Annotated in this window: 18 protein-coding genes; 4 read left to right on the top strand and 14 right to left on the bottom strand. The window is 65.9% G+C overall.

The window, feature by feature from the left end; genetic code table 11:
• Positions 1 to 573: 573 nt before the first annotated feature.
• The 4 genes from ACK4MH_RS08925 to ACK4MH_RS08910 form a co-directional block, all read right to left on the bottom strand.
• Positions 574 to 774 (bottom strand): hypothetical protein, encoded by a 201-nt coding sequence (locus tag ACK4MH_RS08925; RefSeq protein WP_409717192.1) that lies wholly within the window; start codon positions 772 to 774, stop codon positions 574 to 576.
• 56 nt (positions 775 to 830) lie between these two features.
• Positions 831 to 1121, bottom strand: a complete 291-nt coding sequence (locus tag ACK4MH_RS08920; protein WP_409717190.1) for a DUF167 domain-containing protein — start codon at positions 1119 to 1121, stop codon at positions 831 to 833.
• A gap of 76 nt (positions 1122 to 1197) precedes the next feature.
• The gene (locus ACK4MH_RS08915; protein ID WP_409717189.1) at positions 1198 to 2127 is read right to left on the bottom strand and encodes an electron transfer flavoprotein subunit alpha/FixB family protein; all 930 of its coding nucleotides are present in this window, start codon (positions 2125 to 2127) and stop codon (positions 1198 to 1200) included.
• Between the two features lies 1 nt (position 2128).
• The gene (locus ACK4MH_RS08910) at positions 2129 to 2893 is read right to left on the bottom strand and encodes an electron transfer flavoprotein subunit beta/FixA family protein (protein WP_267514885.1); all 765 of its coding nucleotides are present in this window, start codon (positions 2891 to 2893) and stop codon (positions 2129 to 2131) included.
• A gap of 116 nt (positions 2894 to 3009) precedes the next feature.
• Between ACK4MH_RS08910 and ACK4MH_RS08905 the strand changes: the two genes are divergently transcribed.
• Complete coding sequence (locus tag ACK4MH_RS08905; protein ID WP_409717186.1) at positions 3010 to 3354, top strand: hypothetical protein; 345 nt, start codon at positions 3010 to 3012, stop codon at positions 3352 to 3354.
• Positions 3355 to 3357: 3 nt separating this feature from the next.
• Here the strand turns inward: ACK4MH_RS08905 and ACK4MH_RS08900 are convergent, their stop codons facing one another.
• Together ACK4MH_RS08900 and ACK4MH_RS08895 are read right to left on the bottom strand one after the other, a co-directional pair.
• Entirely contained in the window at positions 3358 to 3930 is a 573-nt protein-coding gene (locus tag ACK4MH_RS08900; protein ID WP_409717183.1) for a cob(I)yrinic acid a,c-diamide adenosyltransferase, read from the bottom strand.
• Positions 3931 to 3932: 2 nt separating this feature from the next.
• Positions 3933 to 4136: a twin transmembrane helix small protein gene (locus ACK4MH_RS08895; protein WP_135194353.1), complete on the bottom strand. Its 204-nt coding sequence runs from the start codon at positions 4134 to 4136 to the stop codon at positions 3933 to 3935.
• A gap of 167 nt (positions 4137 to 4303) precedes the next feature.
• On the opposite strand from ACK4MH_RS08895, the gene ACK4MH_RS08890 reads away from it, so the two are divergent.
• Both ACK4MH_RS08890 and ACK4MH_RS08885 read left to right on the top strand, forming a co-directional pair.
• A complete protein-coding gene (locus tag ACK4MH_RS08890) occupies positions 4304 to 6463 on the top strand; it encodes a TonB-dependent receptor domain-containing protein (RefSeq protein ID WP_409717181.1) in 2160 nt (719 codons plus the stop codon).
• 105 nt (positions 6464 to 6568) lie between these two features.
• Positions 6569 to 7723, top strand: a complete 1155-nt coding sequence (locus ACK4MH_RS08885) for a hypothetical protein (protein WP_409717179.1) — start codon at positions 6569 to 6571, stop codon at positions 7721 to 7723.
• 7 nt (positions 7724 to 7730) lie between these two features.
• On the opposite strand, the gene polA is transcribed toward ACK4MH_RS08885, so the two are convergent.
• From polA to ACK4MH_RS08860, 5 genes are all read right to left on the bottom strand, one after another.
• Positions 7731 to 10643, bottom strand: a complete 2913-nt coding sequence (gene polA, locus ACK4MH_RS08880) for a DNA polymerase I (RefSeq protein WP_409717177.1) — start codon at positions 10641 to 10643, stop codon at positions 7731 to 7733.
• Positions 10644 to 10680: 37 nt separating this feature from the next.
• Positions 10681 to 11304 carry a DUF6655 family protein gene (locus tag ACK4MH_RS08875; protein WP_346497087.1) on the bottom strand — a complete coding sequence of 208 codons (624 nt, stop codon included), beginning with the start codon at positions 11302 to 11304 and terminating at the stop codon, positions 10681 to 10683.
• Positions 11304 to 11744 (bottom strand): VOC family protein, encoded by a 441-nt coding sequence (locus ACK4MH_RS08870; RefSeq protein WP_409717174.1) that lies wholly within the window; start codon positions 11742 to 11744, stop codon positions 11304 to 11306. Before ACK4MH_RS08870 ends, ACK4MH_RS08875 begins: the two co-directional genes overlap by 1 nt.
• Before the next feature lie 95 nt (positions 11745 to 11839).
• Complete coding sequence (locus tag ACK4MH_RS08865) at positions 11840 to 12079, bottom strand: zinc-finger domain-containing protein (protein WP_159848963.1); 240 nt, start codon at positions 12077 to 12079, stop codon at positions 11840 to 11842.
• A gap of 55 nt (positions 12080 to 12134) precedes the next feature.
• Positions 12135 to 12428, bottom strand: a complete 294-nt coding sequence (locus tag ACK4MH_RS08860; protein ID WP_409717172.1) for a hypothetical protein — start codon at positions 12426 to 12428, stop codon at positions 12135 to 12137.
• A 186-nt stretch (positions 12429 to 12614) separates the two neighbouring features.
• On the opposite strand from ACK4MH_RS08860, the gene ACK4MH_RS08855 reads away from it, so the two are divergent.
• A complete protein-coding gene (locus tag ACK4MH_RS08855) occupies positions 12615 to 13589 on the top strand; it encodes an ABC transporter ATP-binding protein (protein WP_409717170.1) in 975 nt (324 codons plus the stop codon).
• Here the strand turns inward: ACK4MH_RS08855 and ACK4MH_RS08850 are convergent.
• The 3 genes from ACK4MH_RS08850 to ACK4MH_RS08840 form a co-directional block, all read right to left on the bottom strand.
• Complete coding sequence (locus ACK4MH_RS08850; protein WP_409717168.1) at positions 13586 to 14467, bottom strand: alpha/beta fold hydrolase; 882 nt, start codon at positions 14465 to 14467, stop codon at positions 13586 to 13588. The genes ACK4MH_RS08855 and ACK4MH_RS08850 overlap by 4 nt on opposite strands.
• Positions 14468 to 14531: 64 nt before the next feature.
• Positions 14532 to 15041 (bottom strand): D-glycero-alpha-D-manno-heptose-1,7-bisphosphate 7-phosphatase, encoded by a 510-nt coding sequence (locus tag ACK4MH_RS08845; protein WP_409717166.1) that lies wholly within the window; start codon positions 15039 to 15041, stop codon positions 14532 to 14534.
• On the bottom strand, positions 15038 to 16123 hold the full coding sequence (locus ACK4MH_RS08840; protein ID WP_409717164.1) for an AGE family epimerase/isomerase: 1086 nt from the start codon (positions 16121 to 16123) through the stop codon (positions 15038 to 15040). Before ACK4MH_RS08840 ends, ACK4MH_RS08845 begins: the two co-directional genes overlap by 4 nt.
• Positions 16124 to 16267: the final 144 nt, after the last annotated feature.

The raw sequence follows: 16267 nt of genomic DNA, 5'->3' as shown, positions 1-16267 counted from the left end.
CGACGCATGGTATCTTTTCAAAAAGACCGCAGATAGTCAGTGTCGTATGATGACCTTCTAGGGTCATCGCAAGAACACCGCCGCCTGCGTTTCTCTTTCCAAATCAACAATGTCAAAGACCAAAACCGCATCAGCGGCCCGACTTGTTTAGCGCCGTGTCGTCGGCGGAGGCGGGGATTTAGAGACCGCCGAACCTCATGTCAACCGCTCTTTTCAGAGATCTTCCGGTGAGAAAGGCGAACCCTTCAGACCGCAAGAAACCACCGGAGGAAAGCGAGGCTTACCTCTAAAAACCCGTCGGCGATTCGATTGGAGCGCGGAACCTAGTGAAACCAACCGATGAAAGCAAGAAGTTTTTCAACCTCCCCTTCCGTGAAACCGTGAGGATCAAGACCCCCGCGGCCCCGTCGGCCAGCCCGTTTCCGAGCGAGGCGGCTCTATACGTAGGGGCTGATTTGTCAGCAAGCGGAATCTGAACGTCGGCGTGAAGTTTCTCAAAGAGTCATGATCGACGATCATGAACCAGCAGCCTCAGCCCGCTATGTAAGTCAGCAAACTCGCGGCAGATCTGCCTCAGGCCCCACCCAAACGGGACATCAGCTCCGGGTCCTGCTCGGAAGCCGTGACCTCCTTGTCGAACGCCAGCTGCGCCTCGGACACATCCGTGAAGGTCAGCGGCTCCGACAGACGCAGGCTTGAGACGGCATAGTCTTCACCCCTCTGTTCAAGAACGACGCCGCTGCGGGCGTGGAGGATACGGGCGTCTGTGGTCATGGGTCTGGTCTCCAGCTTCGGATGGAGAACGCACCAATCGCCGAAAGGGGTCGCTCTCAGTCGCCGGAAAGGATTTTGGCTACTCGTGCGTCCAGCGTCTCGTCATCCAGGCCATCGACGACAACCATCTTCGACCGCGACTGGCCGCCGCGCACCACGGTCACGGAAGACTTCGATACGCCGAGGCTCTTGGCCAGCAGCCGGATCAGGGCGTCATTGGCCTCTCCATCTATGGGACGGGCGCGCACGCGCACCTTGAGCACGCACCGTCCCTCGGCGTCCGCCTCCCAGCCCTCGATGCGATCCACCGCCGCGCCGGGCTGCAGCCTTATGGGCAGGTTCGCCATCCAATCCTCTGCGAGCAAGAAAAAGGGCGCGGCTCCGTTCGGCGCCGCGCCCTCCTCCTATTGATCCAACCCAGACTCAGCCTAGGGCGGACATCAGCTCCGGCACGATGGTCTTGTAGTCGCCGACCAGGCCATAGTCCGCGACCTGGAAGATCGGGGCGTCGGGGTCCTTGTTGATGGCGACGATGGTCTTGGAGTCCTTCATCCCGGCCAGATGCTGGATCGCGCCCGAGATGCCGATGGCGATGTACAGGGCCGGGGCCACCACCTTGCCGGTCTGGCCGACCTGGTAGTCGTTGGGGGCGTAGCCGGCATCGACCGCCGCGCGCGAGGCGCCGATGGCGGCGCCCAGCTTGTCGGCGAGGGGCTCCAGCACCGCATGGAACTCGTCCGCCGAGCCCAGGGCGCGACCGCCCGAGACCACGATCTTGGCGGCGCCCAGGTCCGGGCGGTCCGACTTGACCATTTCCTCGGAGACGAAGGCCGTCTTGGTCGCCTCGGCGCCGGCGACGCTCTCGACGGGGGCCGAACCGCCTTCAGCGGCGGCGGCGAAGGCGGTCGGACGCACGGTAATCACCTTCTTGGAGTCGGCCGACTGGACGGTCTCCAAGGCGTTGCCGGCGTAGATCGGCCGCACGAAGGTATCGGCCGACACCACCTCGATGATGTCCGAGATCGGGGCGACATCCAACTTGGCGGCGATCCGGGGGGCGAAATTCTTCCCGTCCGTCGAGGCCGGCGTCAGGATGGCGTCGTAGCCGGCGGCCAGGGGCACGACGGTGTCGGTGACCGCCTCGGCCAGACCGTGGCCCAGGCCGGCGCTCTCGGCCAGCAGCACCTTGCGGACGCCGGCGATCTTGGACGCCGCATCAGCAGCGGCCTGCGCCCCCTGCCCTACGACCAGAACATCCACGTCGGACGACAGGCCGAGCGCAGCGGTCACGGTCTTGTGGGTGGTGTCGCGAACGGTCGAACCGTCGTGATCGGCGATGACGAGGACAGCCATATTACAGCGCTCCCACGGACTTGAGCTTGGAAACCAGTTCGGCCGCATCGGCCACCTTGACGCCGGCCGACCGCTTGGGCGGCTCGGTGACCTTCAGGACCTTCAGGCGGTCGGCGACATCGACGCCGTAATCGGCGACCGCCTTGACGGCGATCTCCTTCTTCTTGGCCTTCATGATGTTGGGCAGAGACGCGTAGCGCGGCGTGTTCAGCCGCAGGTCCACCGTCACCACCGCCGGCAGGTCGGCCGCCAGGGTCTGCAGACCGCCGTCGACCTCGCGCGTCACCGTCGCCTTGCCGCCTTCGATCACCAGTTTCCCGGCGAAGGTCGCCTGGGGCCAGTCCAGCAGGGCGGCCAGCATCTGGCCCACCGCATTATTGTCGCCGTCGATCGACTGTTTGCCCATCAGGACCAGGTCGGGCTTCTCTTCCTCGACCACCGCCTTCAGCAGCTTGGCGACCGCCAGCGGCTCCAGGTCCGCATCCGACTGGATCAGGATGCCCCGATCCGCGCCCATGGCCAGGGCGGTGCGGATGGTTTCCTGGGCCTGGGTCACGCCGATGGAGACCACGACGATCTCGGTCGCGGTGCCGGCGGCGTGATGTTCCTTGCCTTCCTTCAGACGAACCGCCTCTTCGACGGCGATCTCGTCGAAGGGATTCATGCTCATCTTGACGTTGGCCAGATCGACGCCTGACTGGTCCGCCTTCACGCGGGCCTTGACGTTATAGTCGATCACCCGTTTGACGGGGACGAGTACCTTCATGGGTCTATCCGTGAAATCGCCTGAATGTGAGGGCAGGACATGGAGCGGTCGCGAAGGCCTGTCAACGTAACGCGGGGTCAAGCTGTGGCTGCGACCCTCACCCAACGGACCACGAGATGAAGCGTTTCCTGACCTTTCCCCGCCTGGCGATGATTTTCTTCGCCCTGTTCGGCGTCGCCACCGTGGGGATTTTCATCCTGCAGGATTATTGGGTCGCGCCGGGCAAGCGCTGCGAGGCGGCAGGCAAGTGGTACGACATGGAGAGCCGTATCTGCGCCCAGCCCATCTCCATCGCCCAGATCACGGGCCGGCCCAACGGCGTCTCGCGCGAGGAAGCCTCGGCCGAAAAGAACCGAGAACTGGTCCGTATCGAACAGCAGCTCGCCGCCGAGGACCGCGCCCGCGCCGTCGAGGTCGAACGCCAGAAGGCGGCCCTGGCTGCGGCGCGGCCCGCCGCGTAACGACTAACGGGTTGCGCCCGGCTTCCATTTCACGTCGCTGGCGCCGTTCGCATTGGCGCGGCGAGATGCGACGAACAGATGGTCCGACAGGCGGTTCAGATATTTGACCGCCTCGACATTCACCGCCTCGCCGCTTTCGATCAGACGCACGGCCTCGCGTTCCGCGCGGCGGCAGACCGTGCGCGCCACATGCAGATGCGCCGACAGCGGGGCGCCGCCGGGCAGGATGAAGCTGTCGAGCGCCTTGAGGCTCTCGTTCATCCAGTCGATTTCCTGCTCCAGCCGCGCCACCTGGGTGTCGATGATCCGCAAGGCCTCCCACGCCGGCGGCGGATCCAGCGGCGTGGCCAGGTCGGCGCCCAGGTCGAACAGCTCGTTCTGGATACGGCCAAGCATGGCGTCGATGCGGTCGTTCTGGCCGCTGTTCAGCCGCGCCACGCCGATCACGGCGTTCAACTCGTCCACTGCGCCATAGGCTTCGACGCGCGCGTCGCTCTTGGACACCGGCGCGCCCGACGCCAGCCGCGTCCGTCCGTCATCGCCCGTCCGGGTATAGATCTTGTTCAGCGTCACCATGATCAGGCCCCCTTCGTCGCCTTCCACATCATGCCGACGACCAGCAGGATCACGGCCAGCGCCTGAAGCCCGACCCTCAGCCGCATCAGCTTGTTGGAATTGGTCCGCGCGTAGTCCCCGCCCCGGAACAGGGAATAGAGGCCAAAGCCCAGGGTGACGGTCACGGCGGCGATGGCGACGATGATCAGGATGTCGAAGATCTGCATGCCGTCGTTCTAGACCCGGATCGCCGTCACGCGCCAGCGCGGCCCGCCGACACTAAGCACAGCGCTTGGCGTACGGCGTCGCTTGCGACGGATGGGCGCACCCCCCTTGGAGTCTTGTTGCGAATGAGGTTGAGAGGCGCTCGCAAGTATTAGGGGCTAATCTGAATATGACCTTCTCGACCCGCGCACGCCTGCTGGCCGGCGCTTCCTGTGCTTTCGGCCTGACCTCGGGCGCCGCCTTGGCGGAGACCCTTCAGCCGGTTACGGCCGGACAGGCGACGCAGACGGCCGAGCTGGGCGAGATCGTCGTCACCGCCTCGGGCTTCGAACAGCGGATCAACCAGGCCCCCGCCTCGATCAGCGTCATTCCCCGCGCCGAGATCGAGGAAGTCCGCGCCGTCTCGCTCGCAGAGATCCTGAACAATGTCGAAGGCGTCGATACCGGCGCCGCAGTCGGCAAGTCGGGCGGTCAGACCATCAACATCCGGGGCATGGGCTCGGACTACACCCTGATCCTGATCGACGGCCGCCGCCAGAACACGGCCGGCAGCGTGACGCCGAACGGTTTCGGCGAAACCTCGACCAGCTTCCTGCCCCCTGTTTCGGCCATCGAGCGGGTCGAGGTCGTGCGCGGCCCCGTCTCCACCCTCTACGGCTCCGACGCCATGGGCGGGGTGGTCAACATCATCACCCGCAAGATCGGCGATGCTTGGCACGGCTCGGCCAGCGCCCATTACACCTTCCAGGGCGATGACGAGTTCGGCCCGATCCGGGGTGGCGACGTCTATCTGGCCGGTCCCCTGATCAAGGACCGGGTCGGCGTCTCGCTCCGCGCCTCGCGTTCAGAGCGTGAGCAGTCGCGCCTGACGTTCGAAAACGTCGCCGGCGCGGAAACCCCGGTCACCGGTTTCGGCCGCAGTTCCACCGCCAACGAAATCTGGTCGGCCGGCGCCCGCCTGGCCTTCAACCTGCACGCCGACCACGACCTGTGGATCGACGCCGACGTCGGCCGCCAGTGGTACGACAACTCCAAGGGCCAAATGGGCACCGCCACCACCGCAGGCGGCTATGACAAGTTCCTGGAGTTCAATCGCGACCAGATCGCCATCGCCCATAACTGGCGCCTGCCGTTCGGCACGCTGGAATCCAACTATTCGATCGCAACGACCGAAACCAAGGGCCGGATCATCCCCAACGGCGTCGCCGGCGCCGGCAACCCGCGCGACCTAACGAGCGAGAACCGCATCTTCGACACCAAGCTGTTCTCGCAATGGCGAAACCACACCTTCACCGTCGGCGGCCAGCACTGGGAAGCCGAGATGACGGACGGCGTGGTCTCCGGCACGTTCAACCACACCCAGTGGGCCGTCTTCGCAGAGGACGAATGGCGGTTCACCGATACTCTGGCCCTGACGGTCGGCGCCCGTCACGACGACCACTCGACCTTCGGCTCGCACTTCAGCCCGCGCGCCTATCTGGTCTGGAACCCGACCGATGTCTGGACCGTCAAGGGCGGCGTCAGCCAAGGCTTCAAGACCCCGCGCCTGGAACAACTTGCATCGGGCATCAACGGTTTTGGCCAGCAAGGCCGTCTGCCGCTGCTCGGCACCCCCACTTTGATGCCGGAAACCTCGACCTCGACCGAGTTCGCCGTCCTGTATGACGATCATGAGCGCCTGCGTGCGGGCGTCACCGTCTTTCATAACCAGTTCGACGACAAGATCGCCTCCGGCGTGCCGATCGCAAACTGCACCTTCGGCCTGACCCAGGCGCAGTTCGCTGCCGGCACATACAACAAGACGGGCTGCGCCGATGTCGGCTTCTGGCCGACCTTCGCCACCTTCGGCCAGAGTATCAATATCGACGAGGCCGTCACGCAAGGCGTCGAGGCCACGGCGCGTTACCGCTTCAACGACGCCTGGGCGCTTCAGGGCAACTACACCTTCACCGACAGCGAACAGAAGTCGGGCGCCGCCGCCGGCCAGCCCCTGACCGATACGCCCGAGCATATGGTCAACGCCAACCTGCGCTGGAACGCCACCGATCGGATGAACCTGTGGCTGCGTGCCGAATACCGTTCGGCGCGCTATCGCGGGGCCGGCGACGCCCAGACGGCGCTGGGCGACTATGAGGCCTACAGCCTGTTCCACCTCGGCGGCGCCTACCGCATCGACGACAATCTGACGGTCAATGCGGTCGTCTACAACCTGTTCGACAAGGACTTCGTCAGCCTGCTGCCCTACGGCGCGCCCGTCGCCTATGCGCCGGAGTTCGCCAATAATCAGGAGCCGCGTCGCCTGTGGGTCGCGGTCACGGCCGCCTTCTGATCCGAGAGCTGAAAATCATCTGACGGGGGCCGATTCGGCGACCCCCGTTCTTTTTCACGCCAAGCTAAGCCATTTAGTCACGATTGCCGGTGCAATCTGTGCGACATGACTGATCGCGCCGTCCGCAATCTCGAACATCTCAAGAGCTCCGCCTCCACCGCCCGCGTGCTGAACCTGCTGCGGGTGTGGGAAGAGAATGGCGACAGCTCCGCCGACGGCGCCGTGCGCAATCCCGACTGGGCGGCGCGTCCGATCTTCCGCACCCCGGCCCTGAACAGGTCCCTGATCATCAAGCACCGGCTGCGTCGCAACGAGACCGACCTGTTCACCGGCCGTCGCCAGGTCGCCACCAAGGTGGTCATCCCCATCGACGACGCGGACCTGAAGACCGGGGGCCGCTATGTCTTCGTCAATCAGATCGGGTTCGAGCGGATGATGATGGAGGCGTTCGGCGTCGCCGCCACCCACCCCGACATCGAAACCCTGCGCCTGATCGACAAACTGCCGTCCCTGGATCCCTTCCTGCTGCGCGAACAGTTGCGACGCGGCGGCCTGGACCCCTCGCCCTGCTATTTCTCGATCAGCGACAGCGATCTTCAGCGCATGCTGGCCTTCGTCCGCAGCGAGATCGAGCCGCTGGTGACCCTCAGTTTCGGCGGCGACGCCATCGCCGTGAACTCCGATTCGGCCGGGCGGATGGCGTCCAAGATCCTGTCCAACACGCCTGGCGACCAGCTGGACGCCCTGCGCCTGACCCTGCGCCTGGCGCCGGAGCAGTATCAGGAGGGCGTCTTCTGCTGGAAGGGCTTCCTCTATTACAAATGGACCCTGGCCGCCCTGCTGGGCGAGGTCGCCGCCGTCGCCGAGGCCGTGCGCACCATCAAGCCTGTCGGCAAGACCGATCGCGCCGCCAAGGAATATCTGGCCCGCAGCCGCGATGTCCTGCGCGGTCGCATCATCAAGACCTGCGACGAGGTCAGCCGCACCCTTCGCATCTATGACGACGCCTACGCCAAGCTGACGCAGGAGGGCCGCCCCACCGCCTTCCGCGACTTCCTGCTGGACGCCCCCTCGATGTTCGCCAAGCTGGGCGACCAGCTGGGCGCCGTCCAGCACATCGTCAGCTACTGGCGATTCCGCTTCGGCCCCGGCGCCGCCCCGGTCAACGTCGAGGAGCTGATGGACATCTTCATGGACTTCGAAACCGGCCTTCTGGGCCGCGGCGAAGTCCCTGACGACATCGGCATGATGGCGGCCTGACGCCAGATCAGTGCGCGGCGTCCCAGTTCGACGCCGCACGCGCATCCACCACCAGCGGCACGGTCAGGGCCACCGCCGGGTCGGATGCATTCTCCATCACCTGCTTGATGACGGTTATGGCGCGGTCGGCTTCGGCTTCGGAGGCTTCGAACACCAGTTCGTCGTGGACTTGCAGCAGCATGCGGGTGCTCAGCCCGGCCTCGGCCAGGGCGGCGGGCATGCGGATCATGGCGCGGCGGATGATGTCGGCGGCGGCGCCCTGAATCGGGGCGTTGATGGCGGCGCGCTCGCCGAACTGACGTTCGGCGCCTGACTTCGAATGGATGGCGGGGATGTGGATGCGGCGGCCGAAGACGGTGGAGACGAAGCCGGCCTGGCGGACCTCGGCCTTGGTCTTGTCCATATAGGCGCGGATGCCGGGGAAACGTTCGAAATAGGTCTTGATATAGGCCCCGGCCTCGCCCTGATCGATGCCCAGCTGGTTGGCTAGGCCGAAGGCCGAGATGCCGTAGACGATGCCGAAATTGATGGCCTTGGCGCGACGGCGGGTCTCGGACGGCATGCCCTCGACAGGAACGCCGAACATCTCCGAGGCCGTGGCGGCGTGAATGTCCAGCCCGGCCTTGAAGGCGCGTTTCAGCTCGGGGATGTCGCCGATATGGGCCAGCAGGCGCAGTTCGATCTGGCTGTAGTCGGCGCTGATCAGGACGTTGCCGGGCGCGGCGATGAAGGCCTGGCGGATCTCGCGGCCAGTCTCGGTGCGGATCGGAATGTTCTGGAGGTTGGGGTCGCTGGAGGCGAGACGGCCGGTCGTGGCGGCGGCCAGCTGGTAGCTGGTGTGGACGCGGTCGGTCTTGGGGTCGGCGGCGGCGGTCAGGGCGTCGGTATAGGTGCCCTTCAACTTCGACAGCTGACGCCAGTCCAGCAGGACGCGCGGCAGATCGTGACTGAGCGCCAGTTCCTCCAGCACGCTGGCGTCGGTGCCCCATTGGCCCGAGGCGGTCTTCTTGCCGCCGGGCAGGTTCAGCTCGCCGAACAGGATTTCGCCGATCTGACGCGGCGAGCCGATGTTGAAGGGCCGTCCGGCGATCTCATGAGCCTGGGCTTCCAGCTCAGCCATGCGCAGGCCGAACTCGCTGGACAGCCGCTTCAGCCGGTCGGGATCGATACGGACGCCGTTCAACTCCATGTCCGCCAGCACGGTCGGCATGCCGCGTTCCAGCGTCTCATAGACGGTGGACAGGCCCTCGCGCGCCAGCCGGGGCTTGAGGATGCGCCACAGCCGCAGCGTCACGTCCGCATCCTCGGCGGCGTATTCCGCCGCCGGCTTCAGGGCGACGTGCTTGAAGGATTTCTGGCTCTTGCCGGTCCCCGCCACCCGCTTGAACGGGATCGGTTCGTGGCCCAGGTGCAGGCGCGACAGCTCGTCCATGCCGTGCCCGTGCAATCCGCCCTCCAGCACGTAGGAGATCAGCATGGTGTCGTCATAGGGCGCGACGCGAATGCCTCGGCGCGCCATCACCGCGATGTCGTATTTGGCGTTCTGCAACACCTTCAGGACCGACGGGTCTTCCAGCAGCGTCTTCAGCTTCGCCAGGGTTGTGGGTTTGTCCAGCTGATGGATCGGTTCGCGGGCCTCGCCCGGCTCGCCGAACAGGCCACCGTCGTTCGCCTGCGGCTCATGCTCGTGCGTCAGGGGGATGTAGCAGGCCTCGTTCGGCCCCACCGCCAGCGACACGCCGCACAGGCCCGCGTGGGTCGCCGACAGGGCGTCGGTCTCGGTGTCGAATCCGACGACGCCGACCTCGGTCGCCCGCGCGATCCAGCGATCCAGCGCCTCTTCGGTCTGGACGCATTCATAGAGGGCGTGGTCGAAAGTCTGGATCTCGGCCGGGCCTTCCACGACCTGGCCGTAACGCGGCGTGGCGACGGGGGCGTTCAGGTTCGGCGCGCGCTTCGGCGCAAAGGCCGAGACGTCGCTGGGGCCGGCCTTGCCGTCGCCGACGCGGCGCTGAAGCGAGCGGAACTCCATCGTCTCCAGGAAAGCCGACAAGATTTCGGGATCGGGATCGCGCACGGCGAAATCGTCGATCAGCTCGGGCGCCGGCGCATCGCACGTCAGGCGCACCAGTTCACGCGACAGGCGGATCTGATCGGCGAAGGCGATCAGCGTCTCGCGCCGCTTGGGCTGTTTGATCTCGCCGGCGCGGGCCAGCAGGGTGTCCAGATCGCCGTATTCGTCCAGCAGCTGGGCCGCCGTCTTCGGCCCGATGCCGGGGGCGCCGGGGACGTTGTCCACGCTGTCGCCGATCAGGGCCTGCAGATCGACCATCTTCTCCGGGCCGACGCCGAACTTCTCGAACACCTCGGCTTCGGCCAGACGCCGATCCTTCATCGGGTCCCACATCACGACGCCGCCGCCGATCAGCTGCATCAGATCCTTGTCGGACGAGACGATCACCGCCTCCCCGCCCGCGTCGCGGGCCTTGCAGGCGTAGGTGGCGATCAGGTCGTCGGCCTCGTAGCCGGGCAGTTCGACGCAATGGACGCCGAACGCCGCCGTCGCCTCGCGCACCAGCGGAAACTGCGGGATCAGATCCTCGGGCGGCGGCGGGCGGTGGGCCTTGTACTGGTCGTACAACGTGTTGCGGAACGTCTTTTCCGAATGGTCGAAGATGGCCACCAGATGGGTGGGACCGTCGGCGCCCTTCATGTCCTTCAGCAGCTTCCACAACATGTTGCAGTAGCCCTGGACCGCCCCCACCGGCAGGCCGTCCGACTTGCGCGTCAGCGGCGGCAGGGCGTGATAGGCGCGGAAGATATAGGCCGAGGCGTCGATCATCCACAGCCGCATTGCGGGGCCGTCCTGAGTCAGGGGGCGTTGGGTCTCGGTGGTTTCGGGCGCGGTCGTCTCGGTCATGGCCGGAACATAGGGGTCGGAAGCCCCCGCGTCAGCGTCAGAATTCGGTCCAGCTCGATCCGGGATCGCGCTGACCCGGCTGAGCCTGCTGCTGGCCCCAGGCCACCACCATGAAGGCCTTGTGGCTGCGGATGCGATAGGTGCCGATCATCGGCACCACCGCGCCCAGCGGCGCACCGGTCTTGGCCTCGTAGAGGAAGCCGGAAAACTCGGCGACGCCGACACGGTCGCGGTGGCTGTAGACCGACAGTTCCGGCAGGGAGACGACGTTCAGGGTCTCGTTGATCGGGATCCGCATCTCGGGAATGCCGAACACGCGCCGCATCTGCTCCAGCGACAGGGCGCCGGCGCGGATTTCGAACACCGCGTTCGCCTCGTCCTTGTTGCGCGCCAGGCTGAAACCGGCGTCGGAGATGCCGCTGCGAATGGCGCTGACGGCGTAGCGGGTGCCCTCGCCCTGGAAATAGGCGTCATCGACGAAGACCGAGGCGCCGAGGGGCAGCGGCAAGACCAGACCTTCGACCGCCTTGTCCGAAGCGCGCGCCAGCAGCAGCTGCTCCGTCGCCGTACGGCCGGTGTTGCTCTCGGTCGTCGAGGCGCAGGCCGACAGGGTCAGGGCCAGCGCCGCCAGCGCCAGCGATAGGCCCTGCCCCGCACGCATCACCATGCTCCGGTATTGGGCATCGAGGCCCAGGGCTCGGCCGGCGCCAGCGGCGCGCCTTCCTGCAGCAGTTCGATGGAAATGCCGTCGGGCGAGCGAACGAAGGCCATGTTGCCGTCGCGCGGAGGGCGGTTGATCGTCACCCCGCCGTCCATCAGTCTCTGGCAAGCGGCGTAGATGTCATCGACCTTGTAGGCCAGATGGCCGAAGTTGCGGCCGCCCTGGTACTCTTCCGGGTCCCAGTTGAAGGTCAGCTCCACCTCGGGACAGCGTTCCGCCGCCGACTGCGCCAGGTTCTTGGGCGCGGCGAGGAAGACCAGGGTGAACCGCCCCGCCTCGTTCTCGGTGCGCCGCACCTCCTGCAGACCCAGAAGGTCGCAGTAGAAATGCAGCGAGGCGTCGATGTCCTTTACCCGGACCATGGTGTGCAGATAGCGCAAGGCTCGTCTCCGTCCGAACGGGGTGTCAGCGCTCTATAGACACAGACGCCGTCACACCGCGACTGAACTGAGGTTACGAACTCAGGGACTCGGGCTCAGTGGGCCTCGGGCGCGCGGGCCGCCGGGCTCAGATATTCGTTCTCGTCGTGCGGATGGGCCGACAGGACGAAACGCCGGTCGCAATAGCCACACTCGATGAAGTCGTCCTCGCCCATGTCCATATAGACCAGCGGGTGACCCAGCGCACCACCGCCACCGTCGCAGGCCACGCGCTTGGTGGAGACCACGATCTCTTCGGGCGGCGGGATGATGGCGTCGGAATGGCGGGGGGGCATGATGCGGTCCGGTGTGGAAGGCTTGCTGGCTTCCTAGGCGGACCGGCCCCGAAGGTCAAACCTCGGTGGGTGCCGCAGGGCGACGGCCCAGAAGACGGTTCAGCATCGCCTTACGCTTCTTGAACAGGGTCAGACCCAGGCAGCCGGCGCCGACCCACAGGCCGATTTCGCCGATGACCAACAAGGCGGCGCCGGCGATGGCGGCATGCGTCATCTCGATCTGATCGGTCTTGCCCGCCAGCAGCGCCAGCCCCCCGCCGATATAGCCGATGGCGCAGACGCCCATGGCGATGAAGCCGATCAGGCGGGTGCGGGTCAGGGGCGTCTTGGCTTTTTGAACGGTGGTCATTGGCTGTCTCCATCAAGCTAGGTTGTCTTTATGACAAGCAACCTAGACATCAATTTGCAGTCAGTCAAGCATCATTGACACAAGGACAGGCACGCTTGTCGCATCATCGCCGTGGGACAGGTTGGCGAATGCAGCCGCGCGCCCTACCTATGCCGCTCGCCGTCCCGCCCGAGTGAATAGCCGATCATGTCAGTGACCCCCGCCCTGCCCGACAACGCCATAGAGGTGCACGGGCTGAAGAAGACCTATGCCGGCTCCAAGAAGGCCGCGCCCAAGACCGCCCTGCGCGGCGTCGATCTGGTCATTCCTCGCGGTTCGGTTTTCGGACTTCTGGGGCCGAACGGCGCCGGAAAATCGACCCTGATCAACATCCTGGCCGGGGTGGTGAAGAAGTCCGAAGGATCGGTGAAAATCTGGGGCCGCGACATCGACAAGGAGCCGCGCGACGCCGCCGCCGCCCTGGGCGTGGTGCCGCAGGAGATCGTCGCCGACGTCTTCTTCACCCCGCGCGAATCGCTTGAGGTCCAGGCCGGTTTCTATGGCGTGCCCAAGAACGAGCGTCGCTCGGACGAACTGCTGGCGGCGCTGGGCCTATCGGACAAGGCCAACGCCTACGTCCGCGCCCTTTCCGGCGGCATGAAGCGTCGCCTGATGGTGGCCAAGGCCCTGGTTCACAATCCGCCGATCCTGATCTTGGACGAACCGACGGCCGGCGTGGACGTCGAACTGCGCCGCCAGCTGTGGGCCTATGTCCGCCAGATCAACGCCGAAGGCGTGACCATCGTCCTGACCACCCACTATCTCGAAGAGGCGCAGGAGCTCTGCGACACCATCGCCATCATCAACCGGGGCGAGGTCGTGGCCTGCGAACCGACGCCGCAGCTTCTGCGTCGTCTGGACAGCCGCAATGTGGTCGTGACCCCAGAGACGCCCCAGATGACTCCGCCGATCCTTGACGGCTTCCAGGTCACGCCCCGGCCGGGCGGCGCCTTCGCCGTAACCTACAAGAAGGGTCAGTCGTCGGTGGAACAGGTCATCAACGCCGTCCGCGCCGCCGGCGTCACCATCGCCGACATCACCACCGAGGATCCGGACTTGGAAGATGTCTTCCTGGCCCTGACCTATGGGGATGCGTCGCAGGTCGATCCCACCAAGGACTAGTCGACCTCGGACAGGAACTCGAAGATCGCCGCCCGGGCCTCCGGCTCGTCCAGCATGGGGGCGTGGCCGATGCCGGGAACCTCGACATAGGCCATGGCGGGCGCGGCCTTCTTCATCCGCCCGGCGATGTCGGCGCTCAGCAGGTCCGAGTTGGCGCCGCGCACCAGCAGGGTCGGCGTCTTGCGCGCCAGCCGCCGGAAAATGGGCCACAGGTTGGGAACCAGCGCCTTGGCGCCCGCCGCGCGGATCGGCACGGCGATGTCGGGGTCGTAGTCCAGCCCGATCGCCCCATCCGGCTGCTGACGGAAGATGCGCCGGGCGAAAGCGTCCCAGTCCGCGTCCGAATAGTGCGGAAAGGCGACCGCATTGATCCGCTTCGCATAGGCGGCCGCATCGGCCCACGATCCAATCTCGACCGGCTGGCCGCTATAGGCGGCGATGCGCGTCAGCCCCTCGGGCGCCACTTCCGGCCCGATGTCGTTCAGGATCGCCGCGACCACCGCCTTGGGCCGGATCGCCGTCAGCGCCATGGTGATCAGCCCACCCATGGAGGTGCCGAGAAAGACGGCGCGGTCGATCCCCGACTGCTCCATCAGGGCCAGCACATCCTTCGCATAGACGTCGGGCATATAGGTCATCGGATCGGGCGCACGATCCGACAGGCCGCGCCCGCGCACATCCACCGCCAGAACCCGCCGTCCGCTCTGCGCCAGCAGGGGGGCGATGGCTTCGAAATCGGCGCTGTTTCGGGTCAGGCCATGGATGGCGATGACCGGCGGACGCGCGACGCCGGGACCGGGCGCATAGTCGCGCGCGAACAGGCTGAGACCATCCGGCGAGGTCCAGCGCCGTTCGACAAAGGGATAGGGCGCGTTCATTGGCGATCTCCTCCGATTTTCGATCAGAGTAATTCACCAGGCGAGGAAATGCGACGCCCGGTCTTTAGAGACCCACCACATCGCGCACGAAGGCGTTCAGGTCGCCGCCTTCGAACAAGAACCCCGCCACCCCTGCCCGCTCGCCCGCCTGCAGATCGCGCTTCTGATCGCCGATGATGAAGGATCGCGCCGGGTCCAGATCGTGCTCAGCGATCGCCCGCAGCAACATGCCGGGGTTGGGCTTGCGGTCGGGGTGATCGGGATGGCGATAACGCGCCTCGACCGCATCGGGGTGGAAGGGCGCGGCATAGACCGCATCAATGACGGCCCCGTCCTCGGCCAGCCGGGCGACCAGCAAATCATTGAAGGCGTTCATTTGAGCCTCGCTGAACAGACCCCGCGCCACGCCCGACTGGTTGGTGACGATGACGGCGCGATAGCCGCCCTGGTTCATGCGGCGCACGGCCTCGGCCGCACCGGGAATCAGCTTCAGATGCTCGGGCCGATGCGGATAGCCGCTGTCCTCGATCAGCACCCCGTCCCGATCCAGAAAGGCGGCGGGAATACGGTTCATGCTTCGTATCTCAGGACTTCGGAAAAGGCCGTCATCAGGTGGTACAGGCTGGACGCCGGAACGGCTTGGTCATGCGACCGACCGTCAGCATCATAACTGTCCACCCACAGGCCGGGAACGTCGGTGGCCAGATGGGTGTCGAAGACCTTGGCGATCAGGGCCGGGGTGGCGGCGTCGCCAAAACTCAGGCCTGTGCGAACGGCTTCGGTCTGGGCCCACAGCCGACGACCCGCGTCGAGCGGTGCGCCGGACGGGTCAATCTCGCGGATCGTGAAACCCTCGCAACGGCCTTGCGCTACAGCCCGGCGATACAGCCCCTCGGCTAAACCTGCGCCTGGTCCGAGATCGCTCGCCTGCTTCAAGAGCCAGGCCCATTCTTGCAGATGGCCCGGCTCGATGACGTGACCCTCTCTGGGGTCCACCAGCCAATCGTCGGTGAAATACTCCCTGACCGCCCCGTCGATCAGGAAATGACGCCGACAGAGATCAAGCGAAACCTGGGCCGCCGCCTCGAACGCCGAATCGGGCGCCGTCGCCTGCCAGGCCAGCATGGCCTCCAACATGTGCATATGAGGATTCTGGCGGCGCGGCAGGCGCGGCGGCAAGCCCTCTTCCCAACCGCCATGCGGCGACGCCATCTTCAGATTGATCGCCGCCAAGGTCTCCTGCGCCAACGGCCGCGCACGCGCATCTCCCAGCACGCGATGCGAGGCCGCAAGGGTGAACAGTACAAAGGCCATATCATAGAGATCAGGTGTCTCATCGATCACCGCGCCGGCGTCGTCGGTCGCCGCGACCCAGAGACCGTCATCCCTGCGACAGGTCGAGATCATGCAGTTCAGGCCCGCCTGGGCCGGGGCTCGTCCCTGCTCCCAACCCAGGGCGACCGCTTCGCAGAAGACATAGATCTGGCGGGCCTGGACCCGAGTGCGGCGGCGCACGCCCGTGACGGGCCGACCGTCGAAATCAAGCTGCTCGAAGAAGCGGCCCTGCGCGTCCACGCCCTTGTCGACCCACAACGGCAGGGCATGGTCGAACAGCCAGTTCGAGACCCTGATCCGGGCGGCGGCGAGAGACATCATGGCGCTGGATTAGGATGCATCCTTTCGGGCGCCAAGGGGCGGATGTGGTAGCAAAGGGCAACGCGATGTGACGCAGCGCGATTTGGCCCCTGCGCGCGATCTTGCTAGGACGGCCCGACATTCGCGGCCCGTCCTTGTCGAGCC

Source organism: Brevundimonas sp. (genome assembly GCF_046295075.1).
Lineage (GTDB): Bacteria > Pseudomonadota > Alphaproteobacteria > Caulobacterales > Caulobacteraceae > Brevundimonas.
Note: the sequence above shows the minus strand (reverse complement) of the source record. Positions and strands in the feature narration are given on the sequence as shown.